At 57.8% G+C, this 17,139-nt stretch carries 11 protein-coding genes; 3 read left to right on the forward strand and 8 right to left on the reverse strand.

Going from position 1 to position 17,139, the window contains the following annotated elements; genetic code table 11:
- Positions 1-30 precede the first annotated feature (30 nt).
- The 3 genes from E1J53_RS06990 to E1J53_RS07000 all read right to left on the reverse strand — a co-directional run bounded on the left by E1J53_RS06990 (position 31) and on the right by E1J53_RS07000 (position 3,805).
- Complete coding sequence (locus E1J53_RS06990) at positions 31-2,208, reverse strand: peptidase domain-containing ABC transporter (protein ID WP_134270941.1); 2,178 nt, start codon at positions 2,206-2,208, stop codon at positions 31-33.
- On the reverse strand, positions 2,205-3,377 hold the full coding sequence (locus E1J53_RS06995; RefSeq protein ID WP_134270940.1) for an HlyD family secretion protein: 1,173 nt from the start codon (positions 3,375-3,377) through the stop codon (positions 2,205-2,207). The genes E1J53_RS06990 and E1J53_RS06995 overlap by 4 nt, the downstream gene beginning before the upstream one ends.
- Positions 3,378-3,460: 83 nt before the next feature.
- Complete coding sequence (locus E1J53_RS07000) at positions 3,461-3,805, reverse strand: hypothetical protein (protein ID WP_134270939.1); 345 nt, start codon at positions 3,803-3,805, stop codon at positions 3,461-3,463.
- A gap of 516 nt (positions 3,806-4,321) precedes the next feature.
- On the opposite strand from E1J53_RS07000, the gene E1J53_RS07005 reads away from it, so the two are divergent.
- Both E1J53_RS07005 and E1J53_RS07010 read left to right on the forward strand, forming a co-directional pair.
- A complete protein-coding gene (locus tag E1J53_RS07005) occupies positions 4,322-5,731 on the forward strand; it encodes a hypothetical protein (RefSeq protein WP_134270938.1) in 1,410 nt (469 codons plus the stop codon).
- Positions 5,732-5,737: 6 nt separating this feature from the next.
- Positions 5,738-7,195 carry a hypothetical protein gene (locus E1J53_RS07010; RefSeq protein ID WP_134270937.1) on the forward strand — a complete coding sequence of 486 codons (1,458 nt, stop codon included), beginning with the start codon at positions 5,738-5,740 and terminating at the stop codon, positions 7,193-7,195.
- A 10-nt stretch (positions 7,196-7,205) separates the two neighbouring features.
- On the opposite strand, the gene E1J53_RS07015 is transcribed toward E1J53_RS07010, so the two are convergent.
- From E1J53_RS07015 to E1J53_RS07030, 4 genes are all read right to left on the reverse strand, one after another.
- Entirely contained in the window at positions 7,206-7,346 is a 141-nt protein-coding gene (locus tag E1J53_RS07015) for a hypothetical protein (RefSeq protein ID WP_154640153.1), read from the reverse strand.
- Positions 7,347-7,737: 391 nt separating this feature from the next.
- On the reverse strand, positions 7,738-9,867 hold the full coding sequence (gene feoB / locus E1J53_RS07020; protein WP_134270936.1) for a ferrous iron transport protein B: 2,130 nt from the start codon (positions 9,865-9,867) through the stop codon (positions 7,738-7,740).
- Positions 9,849-10,082 (reverse strand): FeoA family protein, encoded by a 234-nt coding sequence (locus E1J53_RS07025; RefSeq protein WP_134270935.1) that lies wholly within the window; start codon positions 10,080-10,082, stop codon positions 9,849-9,851. Before E1J53_RS07025 ends, feoB begins: the two co-directional genes overlap by 19 nt.
- Before the next feature lie 264 nt (positions 10,083-10,346).
- Positions 10,347-10,931: a thymidine kinase gene (locus E1J53_RS07030; protein WP_134270934.1), complete on the reverse strand. Its 585-nt coding sequence runs from the start codon at positions 10,929-10,931 to the stop codon at positions 10,347-10,349.
- A gap of 240 nt (positions 10,932-11,171) precedes the next feature.
- Between E1J53_RS07030 and E1J53_RS07035 the strand changes: the two genes are divergently transcribed.
- Positions 11,172-11,894: a hypothetical protein gene (locus E1J53_RS07035; RefSeq protein WP_154640154.1), complete on the forward strand. Its 723-nt coding sequence runs from the start codon at positions 11,172-11,174 to the stop codon at positions 11,892-11,894.
- A 147-nt stretch (positions 11,895-12,041) separates the two neighbouring features.
- On the opposite strand, the gene E1J53_RS07040 is transcribed toward E1J53_RS07035, so the two are convergent.
- Positions 12,042-16,919, reverse strand: a complete 4,878-nt coding sequence (locus tag E1J53_RS07040; protein ID WP_134270931.1) for a T9SS type A sorting domain-containing protein — start codon at positions 16,917-16,919, stop codon at positions 12,042-12,044.
- Between the last annotated feature and the right edge of the window lie 220 nt (positions 16,920-17,139).

Below are 17,139 nucleotides of genomic sequence, written 5' to 3' on the forward strand. Positions count from 1 at the left end.
ACGAAACTCCGGAAAAGCCCACGTGCTCCGCTACGCCGCCAACCGGCGGATTACCCCGGGAGGGAATTGTTTCTGCCACAATTCACCGTACTTGCCCTCCGCCGCGATGAGCTGATCGTGGCTACCGGTTTCGATGACCCGCCCCTGCTCCAGGACGATGATCTGGTCGGCGTCCATGATGGTGCTCAGGCGGTGGGCGATGATGAGAATGGTCTTGCCCGCCGCGCGCAGTTTTTCGATGGTCTGCTGAACGTACTGCTCGCTGCCGGAGTCCAGAGAAGCCGTGGCCTCGTCCAGAATCAGAATGTCCGGATTGCGGTAGAGTGCCCGGGCGATGGCCAGCCGCTGCCGCTGCCCGCCGCTCAGGTTGACGCCATTTTCACCCACGTGGGTATGGAAGCCCGCGGGAAGGTCCTCGATGAATTCCAGCAGGCCGAGTTCGCGGCAGATGGTCAGGATCCGCTGCATATCCGGTTGCCCGTCACCGATCGCGATGTTGTCGATCAGGTTGCCGGAGAACAAGTCCAGTTGCTGGGGAACCACTCCGATCCGGGACCGAAGGTCAGCCGTGTTGACGTAGGACAAGTCGATGTCCCCCAGCATGATTTTTCCGCCATTGACGGGATACAGCTTTTGCACCAGGGCCGCCAGGGTGGACTTGCCGGAGCCACTTTCCCCCACGATGCCGGTTACCCTTCCGGCGGGAATCGTGAGGTCCAGCTGGGTGAAGACGTCGGCCCGCGATCCGTAGCTGAAGTTCACTTTACTAAAGCGGATGTCCCCCAGCAACTCGTCGGTCAGGGCGACCTGTTCCGGGGCCGTTTCCTCCTGTTCCAGGTCCACGATTTCGAACAGCCGGTCGGCGGCGATGATGGCCTTCTGCATGGTTTTGTTCAGGCCGATCAGACTGCGGGCCGGACCGGTGAAATAGCCCACCAGCGCGTAAAAGCCGAGCAGTTCGCCGGGCGTAATGGCCCGGCTGATGACGAAGTAGGACCCGACCCAAAGCAGGATGACGGTAAAGAGGCGGCTCACCGATTCTGAGGCATTTCCGGAAAAAATACCGTTGAGGCCCGAGCGATAGGTGGTCCGCAACAGGCGCACGAAGCGAGCCTCCGTCTCCCGGTTGGCGTGGTCCTCCAACCCCAGCTGCTTGATCGTACGGGCGGCATTGATGCTTTCCACAAGCTGGCTTTCCAGGTCGGCGGCCCGTTCCATCAGGTCGCGTTCCCGGTGGCGGTTCAGCCGGTTGGTAACGTAGTAGATCAGGGTGTACAGCGGAACGATCGCGAGCAGGACCAGGGCCAGTTTCCAGTAGTAGGTGAACATCAGGGCGAAGGAAAAGCCCACGATGAAGAGGTTCACCATGATGGTGATGGCCACGTCGTTGATGAAGGCCCGAATCTTTACCGCGTCACCAATACGGGAGACGATCTCGCCCGTGCGCATCGTATCGAAAAAGCGCTGCGGCAGGCGCAGGAGATGCTTGTAATATCCGAGGATGAGGCCGGCGTCGATCATCTGTCCGGTGCGGAGGACCATGACGGATTTCATCACGTTCAGGAACACGGAACAGGCCAGCAGCAGGAGCATCCCGAGGCTGAGGAGGTTGAGCAACGAAAGGTCGCCGTTGATCAGTACGTTGTCGGTGATCTTCTGCAGGTAGATCGAGGTGCTCAGGCCCAGAATGGTGTACACCACCGCGCCGAACAGCGCCTGGGTCAGCGTGGACCGGTGGGGACCGAGCAGCGCCAGGAAGCGCCGGCCGATGCTGGTGCGGTCGTCCCCCCGGCGGAAATCGGTACCGGGAGCGATGAGGAGCAGGACACCCGTCCACAGTTCCCGAAACTCCTCCACCGAGCGCTTCTCCATTCTCCCGGTGGCGGGATCCATGAGTTTGACGTAACGATCGGTCACTTTGTAGAGCACAACGAAATGGTGGGACCCGCGCGGGAGCTGGAGGTGGGCCACCACGGGCAGCTCCACGCTGGCCTGCAGGGCGGCAAAATCAGCACTGACGCCCTGGGCGCTAAGGCCCAGTTTCTGGGCAGCCTGCATCATCCCGTAGAGGCTGGTCCCCTTCTGGTCGGTACTCGCCATTTGGCGGATGCGGGCAATGGGAACGCCAAGTTTGTAGTGGGCGGCGATGGAAGCAAGGCAGGCGGCGGCGCAATCCGTGCGGTCGTGTTGTTTGATGGTCTTTTTCATGAGGCTGGGTTTTCGGCGACGAACCAGTCGCTCATTTGATCAAAAAGGAGTTGGGCCAGCGTCCGACGGGCCAGGATGAAGTTGGCGGTAAACGTCATGCCCTTTTGCAGGCGGCCGACGTAGCCGTTGTCCAGCTGCAGTTCCGTTGCTTCCAGCCGGGCCTTCACCAAGAAAGAAGGTGCGCCATCCTGCATGCTGACGTCCCGGGCGATGTCCATCACGGTGGCCCGTCCCAATCCCCAGTGGTGGTGGTTGAAGGCGTCCATCCGGAGTTGAACGGGCATTCCTTTGCTGATCAGGCCGATGTCGTTGGGGCTCACGCTCAGCAGCACCTCCAGGTCGCCGTGGGGAGAGATGACGGCCAGTTCCTGTCCGGCCGTCACCTGGGAGCCCGCCTGAATGCCCGCGACCTTCATCAAGTCACCGTCGACGGGGGCAGTCAGGATGAATTGGCGTGCCCGCAGGTGCAGTGCGGTCAGTTGGGCCGTGAGATCGGCAGCTTCGCGCTCGGTCCGCACCAGCTCCTGAGTCCAGAGGTGACGACGTTGATCCCGGATTTGCTGGTGCTCACTGGTCACCAGATCGTACTCGAACTGGGTTTGCTCCAGGTCCATCCGCGCAATGGAGCCGGATTCCATCAGCGTTTGCTGGCGCTTGAGCTGGCGCTCGGCGTGCTGCACCTTCAGGGCCGCAGCGTCGAGCTGCTCTCGGAACCGCTGATAATCCCGCTGGTAAAGGGCGGTGAGAAGCTGGGGAAAGCGCTCGGTTTCGAGGGCGGCCAGCAACTCGCGGAGGTCCCGCATGAGCTGATGCCGATCGGCCCGTTCCTGCTGCAGGTACTCCCGTTCTTCTTCCAGGGCCCCCGTGTCCACCACCAGGAGGGTATCCCCCCGGCGAACGGACCGGTTTTCTTCCAGGCGGGAGAGCAGCACCTGTCCGCCACTGGCCGTCAGTAGGGGGGTGTGCTGGATGGCGGGGCGCAGAACGCCCCGGGCCTGACTGCTCACGTCCACGCTAATCACGGGCAGGGCCGCCAGGGCGAGCAGTACTGCAGCAATGGTGAAAAGGTAAATCGACCGTCCCCGCAGATGGTGGCGGGCGTAGAGTGCCTCTACGTTGTCGGTCACGAGGGGAAAGGGGAAGGGCCCCTTCGGAAGGTTCTTTGACATGATTAAGGAAGCTAGGGTGAGAAATCGTGGCCCGCGTCGCGGAGCCGAATACGCCGTACAAAAGAACCGATGATGGGTGGCCGTTAGGCCGCCATCCGCTGGGGTACCCCCAGGGCAGCGGTGCTGCCCAGGCGGAGTGAAACCGTCAGAAAGTGATCGTCTTCCAGCAGAGGGTAGTCACCCCGTTCAAGATAGAAGGAGTGTCCGCCCAGATTCAGCGCGTCCATCACCGGAATCGGGAGGGGAAAATCGTCTTCAATCCGGAAGGAGCGGTTGGCGAAGAAGCGCTGCCGACAGTCCGGAGAAATTGAGCAGCCAAGGAAGTGGAGTAATAATCTTCCCGTAGGAGGGTCGAGCCGGAGGTAGGCCGCCACCAGGTTGTCGCACTGGCAATCCTGAACGCTGGGCTCCAGGTGAATTTTACACACCCCAAAGTTTCGGCAGTCCCGGTATTTCGGTGATCCCAGGACGACTTCAGCGGGGATCCCGGATTGACAATTTCGTAAATATTGATGGTACGGAGAAAGCTGTCGGTTCATTGTAGGAGTATTAAAATTTGTGCTTCAGAAATCAATCAGTGGTAACAAATATGATTCCCGTTCCCCTCCGGGTCAAAGACAGTTTGAGGAGTACCGTTCTAAGAAAAAAACGAAACTTATTCCCGCAATTAAGCCACAAACATCTGAACAACAACTACTTAACTCATCACAAATGCCCACTCCAGGGGGTAAAGCGTCACCTAAATCACCCTCAAGGCCTTATCAATAAAGGAAAAGGCATATATAAATCATCCATAAATTGTTTACTTCCCATATCCTTGTTACTTTCAAGTCGCTTTTTTTGAGACTAGTAGTACTGGATAAAGGATGGAAAATTTAGTAGGCCTCCTTACCCGACTGGGTAAGAAGCAGCTGCCTTTGGATACCAGTTCGAAGACAGGAAAGATGGCATTGGTGCTGTACGAGTACCTGATGAACCATACCACTCCCACTCCCGAACGGGCCGCAGTGGCCATGGGGGTACGTCCGGGCGGTGCCCGCTACAAGCGCGCCGCGCACTTCCTGAAACTGGCCACCATCAATGCGCTGACTTCCGTAAAAACCGGTCAGCGGTCGTCCAACGACCCCAACGAAGCGGCCCGATACGTCTGGAAACTGATCGCCGTGGCCAAGCGACAAAGTATGGTCGCCAAATCCAACATCGTTATCCCCTTTCTCGAAGAGGCTTTCCGGATTGCCGAGGAATACGCGCTCGTGGATGCCGCCCGCATTTCCTCTGAACTACTGAACCTGCTGTTGGCCAATCGCTATTATCGCCCCAAATCCTACCGTTACTATCGCGAAAAGGCTACTTACTACCGCCAACTGGATTACCAGATCCGACACATCAGGTGCGCCACCCAGGGGGTGGAGGCGCTGCTCGGAGAAGGAAGGCCAGCGGAAGCAGCCGCTAAGGCTTCGCAGGTTTTGAACGGCATCGCCAGCTACCGCCAAGAAGTCGATAACCTTCGGTTGCACCTCTCTTGTTACCTCCTGGAGCTGAAGACGGCCCTCGGGCGGGCGGACTACGCCACGATCATCAGGGTTGGACGGGAAGCCATTGGCTTCCTGCAAACCCAGCCGGCCCACCATCACTATCTGTCGGCTCCCTTCGAAGCCAGCCTTGGCTTTGCCTACCTGCAGACCCGGCAGTATGAGGAAGGGATTGACTTTGCCCAGCGTTACCTGGAAAGCCAGGAGCTCGGCACCCTGGGGTACGCAAAAAATGCTGAATTGATCATTCTGCTGGCCCTGCGGGCCGGTCAGTACCGATTAGCCTGGCGTTACTTCGTCAGCCTGGAGGGTTACCTGGTCAGCGAGACGTCGTCCATGGACGGTTGGGCCTCCCTCTCCGTATTTGAAGCTTATCTCTGGTGGCTCCACGAGACGGGAAAACTAAAAATTGAGGCGGAAAAGACCCGGAAACCCAGCTTCATTCGGGCCAAAAAACGATTCGACCGACACGACACGCCGGAGGTGTATGGCTTTCATTTTGACGTCATTCAGGCGCTTCAGGAATTAGCCCGGCGTAGGTTTTCCTCCGTTAAGAACCGCCTGGAAGACTTGGGGGCCAACGTAAAGAACCTCCCCGATCGTCGCGTGCGTCAGTTCATCCGGGCGCTGAGCGTTATTCCCGCCCAGGCCTTTCACCGGGTGGCCGTGTTGCGCCACGCCGAAAAGCACCTGGCGCGCATGGAGGGACTTGCCGTAGCGGACCCCCTCATGGAGGTGGTCCCCCTGGAAATGGTGTGGGAAGCCTTTGCGGCCGAACTCGGGATGAAAAGGATTTCCACCAGAAGCTCCACTTCAAGATAAACGCCCATGGAAGACCTCAAAGAACTCACCGAAATTCTTGGGGATGGCTTCCTGCCGGTTGGCCAGACCAAGATGGGGCGGTTAGCCGAGCGAATGCACCGGTACCTCCGGAAAGCCGAAGTCCCCAGCAATGAGTCTGCCGCAAGCTACCTGGACATGGATCACAGTAAGAGTAGTTTCCGGAAGGTAAAGCACCACCTGAAGCTGGCACTCATCAACGGCATCACCGCCATCCAGCCCCAGGAGCCCTTGCCGGAAAGCCGCGCCGAAGCGGCACTTTGGAGCTGGAAGCGCATCGCGGTGGGTAAAATGGACGTACAGTTGATTCCCCTTGGCGTACCCTCAGACTTTGACCCCACGGTGCTGCACCGGAAGTTCTCCCTTCCCGAAGCTTCGTTGCAACTGCAGGAATTGATCACCCGGGACCGGCCCGACAAGGCCGAGGAGGAAGACAATCTTAGTGAACTGGTGTACCACGGTCAGAAGGTATTTGCCGCCCTGTTCCACACCTCCTTCATGCAAAACCAGCGGGAGTCTTCGGAAAAAATTGAGGCCTTCTCCCGCGAGGCCATCGAAGAATTTTCTCCCCTGAAAAATCGCTTTGAAGACGAGAGAATCAACTACAACATCTACGCCATTGAGGCGATTTACTATTTCTCCATCTTTGATTACGAGCGGGTGCTGGCCCTCACCGAGGAAGCCATCACCACCTTCCGGGGCCTCAACTCCCCCAACCGTGACCGCCTGATCCAGGTTTTCGAGCTCTACAAAATCCGGGCATGCCTCCATCTGGAACGGTTTGAGGAAGGCTATACCACCGCTACCCGGCTCATTGAGGCCGGCGTCAAGGTAGCCCTGAACCAGGCCCTGATCCAGGAGCTGACCATCTTGCTGTGCCTGAGAACGGGCCATTTTCAGGAAGCCTACGACTTCTTCAGAACCATTAACCTCAAGAAATACAAGGCCACCCTGTCAAAAACGCACGGTGAAACCATTGACATCTTCGCCGGATACCTTCAGTTCCTGATCGATATCGGTCGGGTGCAACAGGCTCCGGAGGATACCTTCTTCCGTAAATTCCGGCTGCGTAAGTTCCTCAATACCTTTAGCCACGCAAATAAGGAAAAGTCGCTCCGGAACGTACAGATCTTCGTCCTGAAGGTGACTTACCTGGTGGTTAACCACCAAAAAGAAGGGCTATGGGATGAAGTGGATGCGTTACAAAAGTATTTGCAGCGCCACATGAGGGGAGCCAAGCTGGGTCGGAGCAAGCTGTTTGTGCGGTCGTTGATTCTATTGGCCAAAAAGGGCATCAGTAAAAAGACGGTGGCCGAAGCAGAACGACAATACCTGAAAAAAATTGATGAGCTCCCCCTGGGGGAAACTCATCAACACACTTTCGTGGAAATTATTAGATATGACTATTTATGGTCGATTATTAAAGATTGTATACTGCCTAAATAGCACGGATTTCTTAGATGTCGATATCCTCCGTAACGATGTTTGCGGGGTCGGTAATGATGTCATCTACCGGATTGCCATCACCTCCGAAAATGGTCTTAAGCGTGTCGAGGTCCAATACTTTTACTTCCTTATTTTTAATTGCATCTTTCATGATTATGTATTTATGGTGTTAAGAAGATGCTTCAAAGATGCACCGAACATTATTCCGACCAAAGGACAAATTGCCAAATACCGTTCGTCAATTTTCCGTAAAAGTCAGTTTTCCAAATTTTATAGTAGCCTGATTATCAAATTCTTGCAATTTTTCGTCTTCCTTTCTTCTCCTAAATTATCGCTACTCGCCTCCTTTATGGCTAAGGCTGATTTCCGGAAAAATCCAATAATTTTTGCGCCCCCGGAGGGCCCCGAAGCGATGAGGGGCCATTAGCCTGCACCTGCGGTGAGCGCCCTTGCTTATACTCCTCGATAAAATGGTAACATCGGTTGCCTGAAGCACGGAAGTGTCTCTGGAAAAGACCGGTCCTGAAAAGCTACTTGCCGCCTTAACTCAACCACTGGTATACCCCCATGGCGCTGACGTAGGCCAGCACGGTCATGAAGGTGAACTGAATGACCGGCCATTTCCAGCTGTTGGTTTCCCGCTTCGTGACCGCGAGGGTGGACATGCACATCATCGCGAATACGTAAAACACGAGCAGGCTCCAGGAGGTGGCCCGGTTGTAGACGGGTTCGCCAGTGACGAGGTTAACCTCCTCGGCCATCCGGTCGCGGATACGGAGCTCATCGTCCGCGCTGCCGATGGAGTAGATGGTGGCCATGGTGCCCACGAAGACCTCCCGCGCCGCAAAACTGGTGAACAGGGCGATGCCGATTTTCCAGTCGTAGCCCAGCGGAGCAATGGCGGGTTCGATGAACTTGCCGATGTGCCCGGCGTAGCTGGCTTCCAGCAACTGTCCGGCCAGAACATCCGCCGCTTCGTCTTCGCTCAAGGCCAGCTCAACGGCCATCTGCTCGGCGGCACGCTCGGCCGCTGCCATATCGTCGGCGGGTCCGTAGGAAGACGCCGCCCACAGAATGATGCTGATGACGAGGATGATCTTTCCGGCCTCCACCATGAAAGTTTTGACCTTTTGCCACACCGTAATACCTACGTTGCGCCACACCGGTGAGCGGTAGGTGGGCAGCTCCAGCATCAGGAAGCTACGCTCCTGGGTCTTCATGATGTACTTAAACGCCAACGCGGAAAGCATGGCCGCCAGGATGCCAAGAAAGTACAGTCCGGCGAAGGCCAGGCCCTGCAGTCCAAAGCCAAGGAAGGTTTCCTCCGGAACGGCAAAGCTGATCAGGATGACGTAGACCGGAATGCGGGCCGAACAGGACGTCAGCGGCGTAACCAGGATGGTTAACAGTCGTTCCTTCCAGTTGGCGATGGTCCGGGTGCTCATGATGGCGGGAATGGCGCAGGCGTGGCCACTGATGAGGGCCACCACCGAGCGCCCGTTGAGGCCAAAACGCTGCATGATGCTGTCGAACATGTAGGCGGCCCGGGCCAGGTAACCAACTTCCTCCAGGATGGCGATGAAGAAAAACAGGATGGCGATCTGGGGAACAAAAACGAGTACGCCCCCCAGGCCGGCGATGATGCCGTCCACGATCAGGTCCGTCAGCCAGCCGGCCGCCAGGTTATTGCGTACGCCTTCCCCGAGAACCTCAAAGAACCATTCGATCAGGTCCATCGGCAGGCTGGCCCAGGCAAAAAGCGCCTGAAACAACAGGAGCATGATGGCCACGAAAATGATCGGGCCGAAGACGTGGTGGGTAAGGATCCCATCGATTTTATCACTGGTGGTCGAGCGGTCGCCCGCGTGGTGGACGGCCCGTTTCACGATGGGCTCAAAGCCGTCGTAGCGGGCCATGGTTTCCTCCACCTGCGCCTGAAGGCTATGAAAATTATGCTTCATCTTGGCGTTCTGGATCCGGTGCCGCAGGGGCTCCGGAACGTGCTTCAGCCAGGGAGCATGATGAATCATGAGCAGGGCGTGGTAGTCGTTGCGGGCGGGCAGGTCCTGCCGCAATTCCGCCAGAACGTCCCGGGCGCTGGCCCCGGGCTCGAAGAAGGGTTCTTCGGGACGGTAATCCAGGGGAGACCGCAGCAAATCCGCCACGGCCGCCTTGAGCTCCTCGGCGCCCCGCCCTTCACGGGCGCTGACGGGCACCACCGGAACCCCCAGTTTTTTACTCAGGTTGGGAATGTCAATCGTGAGCCCGTTGGTCTCGATCAGGTCGGCCATGTTCAGGACCAGGATCATCGGCAGGTCGAGGTCCCGCAGCTGGGTGAACAGCAGCAGGTGCTTATCCAGCTTGGTGACGTCGGCGACGTAGATCAGCGCATCGGGGAAGAGGTCGCCTTCGGGATTAGTCAACTCCTGCACCACCAAACGCTCATCCAGGCTGGTGGGATAACAACTGTAGGCCCCCGGGAAATCAATGATTTCCACCTCGGGCAGTCCTTCCAGTCGCAGGGTACCGGCCTTCTTTTCGACGGTGACCCCGGGAAAGTTTCCGATCCGTTGCCGAAGACCCGTAAGCAGATTAAATAACGAGGATTTTCCGCTGTTGGGATTACCCACCAGGCCTACCGTAGGCCGGGGGTTTATTTGATCATGATGCATGCCAATTCTTGCTTCCGAAGGGCTAAGCACTGGCGGTCAATCTTCACGTACCAGCTGCTACCAAAGGGAGATTTGCGGATGATCCGCAACCGTGAACCTGGTCGTACGCCAATGTCCATCAATTTGCTGGCCAGCTTCTTGTTCGTGAAGCGTTCAATGGTGCCAGATTGTCCGGCAGCAAAATGAGGAGCGGCAGCAACGAGTGGAAAGGGCATATTAACGGCGATTTACGGGACCAAAGATAGTTGGGACGCAATTGTTTTTAAAGAGTCTAAATAAATTATGACACTTTAGTGGTTATGCGATAGACAACCAAGATGCGACTCTTGTTGCTTACCGATGAATTTTTCCCGCCCTTTTTGCCCGATAATGACGCATATCATCATGGCGGAGCAGGTGCCAACCGAATTTCCGGGGAGCCATGATTTTCGTCATGTCGGCAAGTTCGATTTTTTTGCCGCTATGGGTCGGCCACGTCCTTACTTCAATTCCAGAATGTTGCCCATCCGGTAACAACGGCGGCAACGCGCTTCGTAAAGATCCTTCTCGCCGAGCACCACCGTATCCTGTTCCGACGTAAGCCGGTAGGAATGGGTGGCCAGATTACCGCAGTGAGAACAAATGGCGTGCACCTTGGTGATGTATTCCGCAACGGCCAGCAAGCTGCAAATTGGCCCAAAGGGTTCCCCCCGGAAATCCATGTCCAGGCCGGCGATGATTACCCTTTTTCCCCGATCCGCCAGAGTCTGGACGTGCTTGACGACGTCCATTTCGAAGAACTGTGCTTCGTCGAGCCCCACCACGGTTACTTCCTCCGCCACGTTCAGGATTTTACGCGTGTCACTGATGGGGGTAGCCAACAGGGAATTACTGTCGTGGCTCACCACCCGTTCTTCTCCGTAGCGGGTGTCAATTTTGGGTTTGAAAATTTCTACGCTCTGCCCGGCGATTTTGGCGCGCTTCAGCCGGCGGATCAGTTCCTCCGTTTTTCCGGAAAACATACTCCCGCAAATGACTTCAATCCATCCACTACGCTGACCACTGAAGTTAGGCTCTAGAAACATGAATACTCGCTTTTTTACCGGATGGTAATTCCTCTTCGGGCTTGCGTAACGTCAACGCCCAATACCGTAGAAACCGTGGGGGTGAAGGATAAATCCGGTGGATTAGCGGGGCTAAAGCAGGGAATTACCGGCACCGTACACTACGGGAGGGCCTAAATACGATCGAATATTGACGTCGAAGCAAGCTCTATCGTCCGGAGATCGTTAATTTGGCGCTCAAAGTACCGAAAAACTCCCCACATGCCCCACTCGCAAGCCAATCGCCTGCTCAATCGTATCAATGCGCTCCACAAAAGCCTTCAGCTGGATGAGGGAGGATCGCTGTCCACCATGGAACGCGACCTGATGTTGGGCTACCTCCGGGAACTCTACGAGTACTACCTGAACGCCGCCGGACAACCGGCCACCCCGCCGCCGCCAACACCGGCCCCCAAACCGGCACCCCCAAAACCCGTTCAGGCAGCGCCCCCTCCGCCCGTCCAGCCGGCAACGCCGCCGCCCGCTCCGGCACCACCGCCCCCAACACCCAAGCCGGTCACACCGCCACCGCCGCCACCGCCGGTGGAAAGCAAACCCGAGGTAGCAGTGCCGACCCCACCACCGCCGCCAAAGCCGGCTCCGACCCCGCCACCGGCTCCCGCACCGAGCTCAGCCAGTCGGGAAATTACCGCCCTGTTCTCCCAGGACGGCGGCAGCCACCTGGCCGCCAAATTGGGGAGCCAATCGGTCGATGACCTGACCCGGGCCCTTTCGATCAATAGTCGACTACTCTACACCAAAGAACTCTTCGGTGACGATAATGACCTGCTGAATACCACCCTGCGGACGCTCAACAGTTCCGGCAGCCTCCAGGCTGCCCGCCCCGTGCTGGAAAGCCTCGCCAAGCGCTTTGACTGGACGCTGGAAGAGCGGCGGGAAACCGCCCTGGAGTTTATCGACCTCATCCGGAGACGGTACGCCTAACGTTCCGGGTGCTTTCTTGGAAAGCAGACTTCCCACTAGCCTGTTACCGGTATCCCCAAAAAAGAAAACCTGCGGACCGGGAGGTGAACGAATTATTCACTTCCCGAACCGCAGGTTTCCTGCTAATCAGTATTGGTCCTGGCTACCTTACCGGGTTACCACGAGACGCTTCCGCGTTTGACGGTCACCGGAGATGATCCGTAGGACGTACATGCCGTTGGGCAGGTTAGTAATGTTGACGTCGTTGTTACCCGCGAAGATTCGACGGGTATCGATAATTCTACCGCTTCCCATGTCAACGATGCTTAGCTCTGCCGTGGGGTACTGAATCGGAAGCGTTACCGTCACCCAGGAAGCGGCCGCCGGGTTGGGGTACAGTTCCGCACCGAGGAGTTCCTCAAAATTGCGGTTACTCGTAGTACATTCCATCTGACGTTCGAAGGAACCGATGTCCTTGCTGTCACCGAAGACGGCTTCACCACGCTGGTCGGGTCCCATGGCGTCGGGGTTACCCATGTCGATGGCGGGGCTGGGACAATCGAGGGCATGGGTTTTGGTGGAACCGCCATTGTCCGCCAGCGGCATGACTTTGGGGTCAACCGGTTCTTCGGCCGTACCGACGGTGTCGGTGGGTTCAGCCATGAAGGCAGACTCGTCGTCCGCTCCCACGATGTTGTACCCTCCGGAGGTGAAGGACCCCATGCCGGACAGGTCGATACCCGAGCCATCGGCCGTATTCGTTGCCAGGATGGAGCCGTTGATGGACAGGCTGTCCATCGCCGAGAATTGCAGCAGTCCGCCACCATTGCCCATGGCGTAGTTGTTAGCGATGGTGGACGTATTGATGGTAAAGGTTCCGGCGTTGGCAATGGCGCCACCACCCGAAGCACTGGCATTACCACTCACGGTACTGCTCGTCATGGTCATCGTACCACCACCGGCATTGTGGATACCACCACCGTTACCGGTGCTCATGGCGGTGTTCTCACTAACGGTCGAAGCGGAGATATTGATCGTACCACCAGCGTTGAATACGCCACCACCACCGTTGGTGGGGTCAGCACCCATCGCGATGTTGTTCTCGACACTTACTTCCGTGAGGGTCATCAGTCCGGCACCGTTCCAGAGGCCACCGCCTTCGGCGGCGGCAGAGTTGCCGGCCACCAGGCCGCCAGTCATGGTCAGGTCTCCGTCGCCGGTGATGTGCACACCACCACCGTTACCGGGGCTGGCTCCGGTGGTGTTGTTGGTCAGTACTACTCCCGTGAGGGTGAAGGTGGTTCCGGCACCGGAAACGTCTTCGATGCCACCGCCGGCGCGGACCGCCGAGTTGCCGGAAAGGCGAGAGTCGGTTACGGTCAGGGATCCACCGGCATCGTTGAGGATACCACCGCCACTACCGGCTGCACCGTCCGCAACGTTGTTGATGATGATGGTGCTGTCGGCGATGTTGATCGTTCCGCCGGCGTTGAAGACGCCGCCACCACCCTGGTTGGATTCCGCGCCACTGGCGGTATTTCCGTCAATCATCACGCCCGTGATGTTCATGACGCCCGTACCGTTCCAGAGCCCACCGCCTTCGGCAACGGCCATATTGTTGATCACCGTACCACCGGTGACGTTCATGTTGCTGGGGCCCGTGATGTGGACCGCACCACCATTGCCCGGTGCACTACCCGTGGAGTTACCGTCAAAGGTCACGTCGGTCAGGATGGCGGTAGTCATTTCACCGGAAACGTCCTCGATACCGCCACCAGCGCGGTTGGCGAAGTTGCCGGAGATGGTCGCATTGGTTACGGTCAGTGTTGATCCGGAGATGTTGAGGATACCCCCACCACTACCGGAAGTTCCGGAGGCGCGGTTGTTGCTGATCACCGTGGAGTCAACGACGACGATGGTACCGCCGTTGTTGAACAGTCCGCCACCACCATCATCGGCCGCATCACCCTGAGCTTCGTTATCGTCAATGATTACACCGCTCACCGTCATCGTGCCGGATCCGTTCCAGAGGCCACCGCCTTCGAGGGCGGCTACGTTGCCGGTTACGCTACCGTCGGAAATGGTCAGATCACCCATACCGGTAATGTGGATACCGCCACCGTTACCGGGGCTGCTTCCGGTCATGTTATCGTTGATGGTCGTCCGGGTCACGGCAAAATTGGTGCCGGCTCCCGATACGTCTTCAATACCACCACCGGCGCGTACGGCGGTGTTACCCGTCAGACGGGAATCGGTCACCGTCAGTGAGCCACCGGCGTCGTTGAGGATACCACCGCCACTGCCGGCCATACCGTCCGCTACGTTATTTTCGATGACGGTGCTGTCTACTACGTTAATGGTTCCGCCGGCGTTGAAGAGGCCACCGCCTCCCTGGTTGGATTCGGCACCACTGGCCGTATTTCCGGAGATCATTACGCGGCTTACCGTCATGATTCCGGTGCCGTTCCACAGTCCACCCCCTTCGGCGGAGGCCGTGTTGTTGGCGACCAAACCGCCGGAAATGTTCAGATCACCCATACCGGTAATGTGAATGCCACCGCCGTTACCGGGGCTACTACCCGTAGAATTGCTCGTGATGGTGGTTCTGGCCACGGTGAAGGTGGTGCCCGCACCGGAGACATCTTCGATACCACCGCCGGCACGGTTGGAGGTGTTCCCCGAAATACGGGAATCAGTTACCGTCAGCGAGCCACCGGCGTCGTTGAGGATACCGCCGCCACTGCCGGCTGCGCCGTCGGCTACGTTATTCGTGATGATGGTGCTGTCGGCGATGTTGATCGTTCCACCGGCGTTAAAAACGCCACCACCGCCCTGGTCGGATCCGGCGCCACTGGCGGTATTGCCGTCGATCATCACCTGGGTGATGTTCATGGTGCCGGTACCGTTCCACAATCCACCGCCCTCGGCGGCGGCGGTGTTGTTGACGACCGAACCACCGGTAATGTTCATGTTACTGGGCCCCGTAATGTGCACGGCACCACCGTTACCCGGCATGCTGCCGGTGGAGTTACCGTCAAAAGTCACGTTGGTGATGATGGCCGTAGTGGCCGCACCCGATACGTCTTCGATACCACCCCCCGCACGGTTAGAGGAGTTGCCCGAGATGGTAGCGTCCACGACGGTCAGCGTTGAGCCCATAATGTTCAGGATACCACCGCCACTGCCGGAGGTACCCGTAGCGCGGTTGTTGCTGATTACCGTGGCGTTATTGACCACCAGCGTACCCCCGTTATTGAAGAGGCCACCGCCGCCGTCATCGGCGGCGTCACCCTGAGCTTCATTATTGTCGATCATTACGCCACTCACCGTCATGGTGCCCGAACCGTTCCACAGGCCGCCTCCTTCGAGGGCCGCTACGTTACCGGTTACCATACCCCCGGAGATGGTCAGATCACCCGCGCCGGAGATGTGAACGCCGCCACCGTTACCGGGGCTGCTGCCGGTGGTGTTGTCGCTCAGGATGGAGTTTGAGATCGTGAAGGTGGTTCCCGCACCGGAGACATCTTCAATGCCACCACCCGCGCGATTGGAGGAGTTGCCGGACAGGCGAGAATTAGCGACCGTCAGCGAGCCACCGGCGTCGTTAAGGATACCGCCACCACTGCCGGCTGCACCGTCGGCTACGTTGTTAGTAATGATGGTGCTGTCGGCGATATTGATCGTTCCGCCGGCGTTGAAAACGCCACCACCGCCCTGGTCGGCGCCAGCACCGCTGGCGGTATTGCCGTCGATCATCACCCGGGTAATATTCATGATTCCGGTGCCGTTCCACAGGCCACCACCCTCGGCGGCCGCGGTGTTGTTGACGACCGACCCACCGGTAATGTTCATGTTACTGGGGCCGGTGATGTGCACCGCACCACCATTACCCGGCATACTGCCGGTGGTGTTGCCGTTAAAGGTTACGTTGGTAATCGTAGCCGTGGTCGCCGAGCCCGAGACGTCTTCGATGCCGCCGCCCGCACGATTGGAGGAGTTACCCGAAATGGTAACGTCCGTAACGGTCAGGGTCGAGCCATCGACGTTGAGGATGCCCCCACCACTGCCGGAAGTACCCGTGGCGCGGTTGTTGGTGATCATCGTGGAGTTGTTCACCACCAGGGTGCCCCCGTTGTTGAACAAACCACCACCACCGGTATCGGCGGCGTCACCCTGAGCTTCGTTGTTGTCGATCATTACGCCACTTACCGTCATGGTACCCGTGCCGTTCCACAGGCCACCACCCTCGGAAGCTGCGGTGTTTCCTACGACCGTTCCGCCGGTGATGGTCAGGTTGCCGTCGCCGGAGATATGAACGGCGCCGCCGTTACCCGGTGCGGAGCCCGTGGAGTTGGCGCGTAGCGTTACGTCGGTCAACAGAAAGGTTGATCCGGCACCCGAGGCATCTTCAATGCCACCGCCCGCGCGACTGGCGGAGTTCATGGCGATGGTGGAACTGGACACGATCAGTGCCCCCCCGTTAACGTTGAGGATGGCACCACCACTACCGGAGGCTCCCGTAGCGGTATTGCCCATCAGCATACAACCAGTCAGCATGACGGAACCGCCGTCGTTGGCGATGGCACCGCCACCCTGATCGGCATTGGCTCCCGCCGCAACGCTCGCGGTTATCGAGCAATTAGTCATGGTCACACTGGCGTCCGTTACCAGGATGGCGCCACCGCTGGTGGTTGCCCGTCCCGCAAGCAAGGCCAGGTTGGTAAAGGAAGCCGTTACTCCGGCACCCGTTACGTTGAAAATCCGGCCGGAGGTATTGCCACTGATGAGGGTATTGGTCAGGCCATTACCGAGTATCGTAACGGACTCGTCGATGGTGATTTCTCCCGACAACAACAGAATCGTCGTGCCGTTAAGCGTGGAAGAAAAGTCGATGGTGTCTCCGCTAACGGCAGCCATCGCGGCTGCCCGCAGCGTATTGGGTCCTGCATCCAGTGCGGAAGAAACGGTAATGCGGTCTGCCAGAAGTGTCGAAGTTGACAGGACAAATCCCGCCAGAATAAGTATTCGGGTTAAAGTGCGGTACATACGGGTTGATTTAATTGGTTAGTGATTCAGAACGATGTCTTCCAATCAGCAATCGGAAAACGGAGCGTATTACCCCTACCTACGTAAATGGCCCGCTGTTCGGATTCACCGATGAGATATTTTTTCCTCAGAATGAATGACTTACACGTGCTCACCTTGTTTGAAGCCGATCGATTAGGCCAGCTCCCAAAGTGCGAATAGTCGGTTCTGCCGTTAATTC

Source organism: Lewinella sp. W8, assembly GCF_004375085.3.
Taxonomy (GTDB): Bacteria; Bacteroidota; Bacteroidia; order Chitinophagales; family Saprospiraceae; genus Neolewinella.

Bases quoted from the DNA above. Each gene is read 5' to 3' on its own strand.
- E1J53_RS06990 (WP_134270941.1), bottom strand. From the start codon at position 2,208: ATGAAAAAGACCATCAAACAACACGACCGCACGGATTGCGCCGCCGCC.
- E1J53_RS06995 (WP_134270940.1), bottom strand. From the start codon at position 3,377: ATGTCAAAGAACCTTCCGAAGGGGCCCTTCCCCTTTCCCCTCGTGACC.
- E1J53_RS07005 (WP_134270938.1), top strand. From the start codon at position 4,322: ATGGCATTGGTGCTGTACGAGTACCTGATGAACCATACCACTCCCACT.
- E1J53_RS07010 (WP_134270937.1), top strand. From the start codon at position 5,738: ATGGAAGACCTCAAAGAACTCACCGAAATTCTTGGGGATGGCTTCCTG.
- E1J53_RS07015 (WP_154640153.1), bottom strand. From the start codon at position 7,346: ATGAAAGATGCAATTAAAAATAAGGAAGTAAAAGTATTGGACCTCGAC.
- feoB (WP_134270936.1), bottom strand. From the start codon at position 9,867: ATGCATCATGATCAAATAAACCCCCGGCCTACGGTAGGCCTGGTGGGT.
- E1J53_RS07025 (WP_134270935.1), bottom strand. From the start codon at position 10,082: ATGCCCTTTCCACTCGTTGCTGCCGCTCCTCATTTTGCTGCCGGACAA.
- E1J53_RS07030 (WP_134270934.1), bottom strand. From the start codon at position 10,931: ATGTTTCTAGAGCCTAACTTCAGTGGTCAGCGTAGTGGATGGATTGAA.
- E1J53_RS07035 (WP_154640154.1), top strand. From the start codon at position 11,172: ATGCCCCACTCGCAAGCCAATCGCCTGCTCAATCGTATCAATGCGCTC.
- E1J53_RS07040 (WP_134270931.1), bottom strand. From the start codon at position 16,919: ATGTACCGCACTTTAACCCGAATACTTATTCTGGCGGGATTTGTCCTG.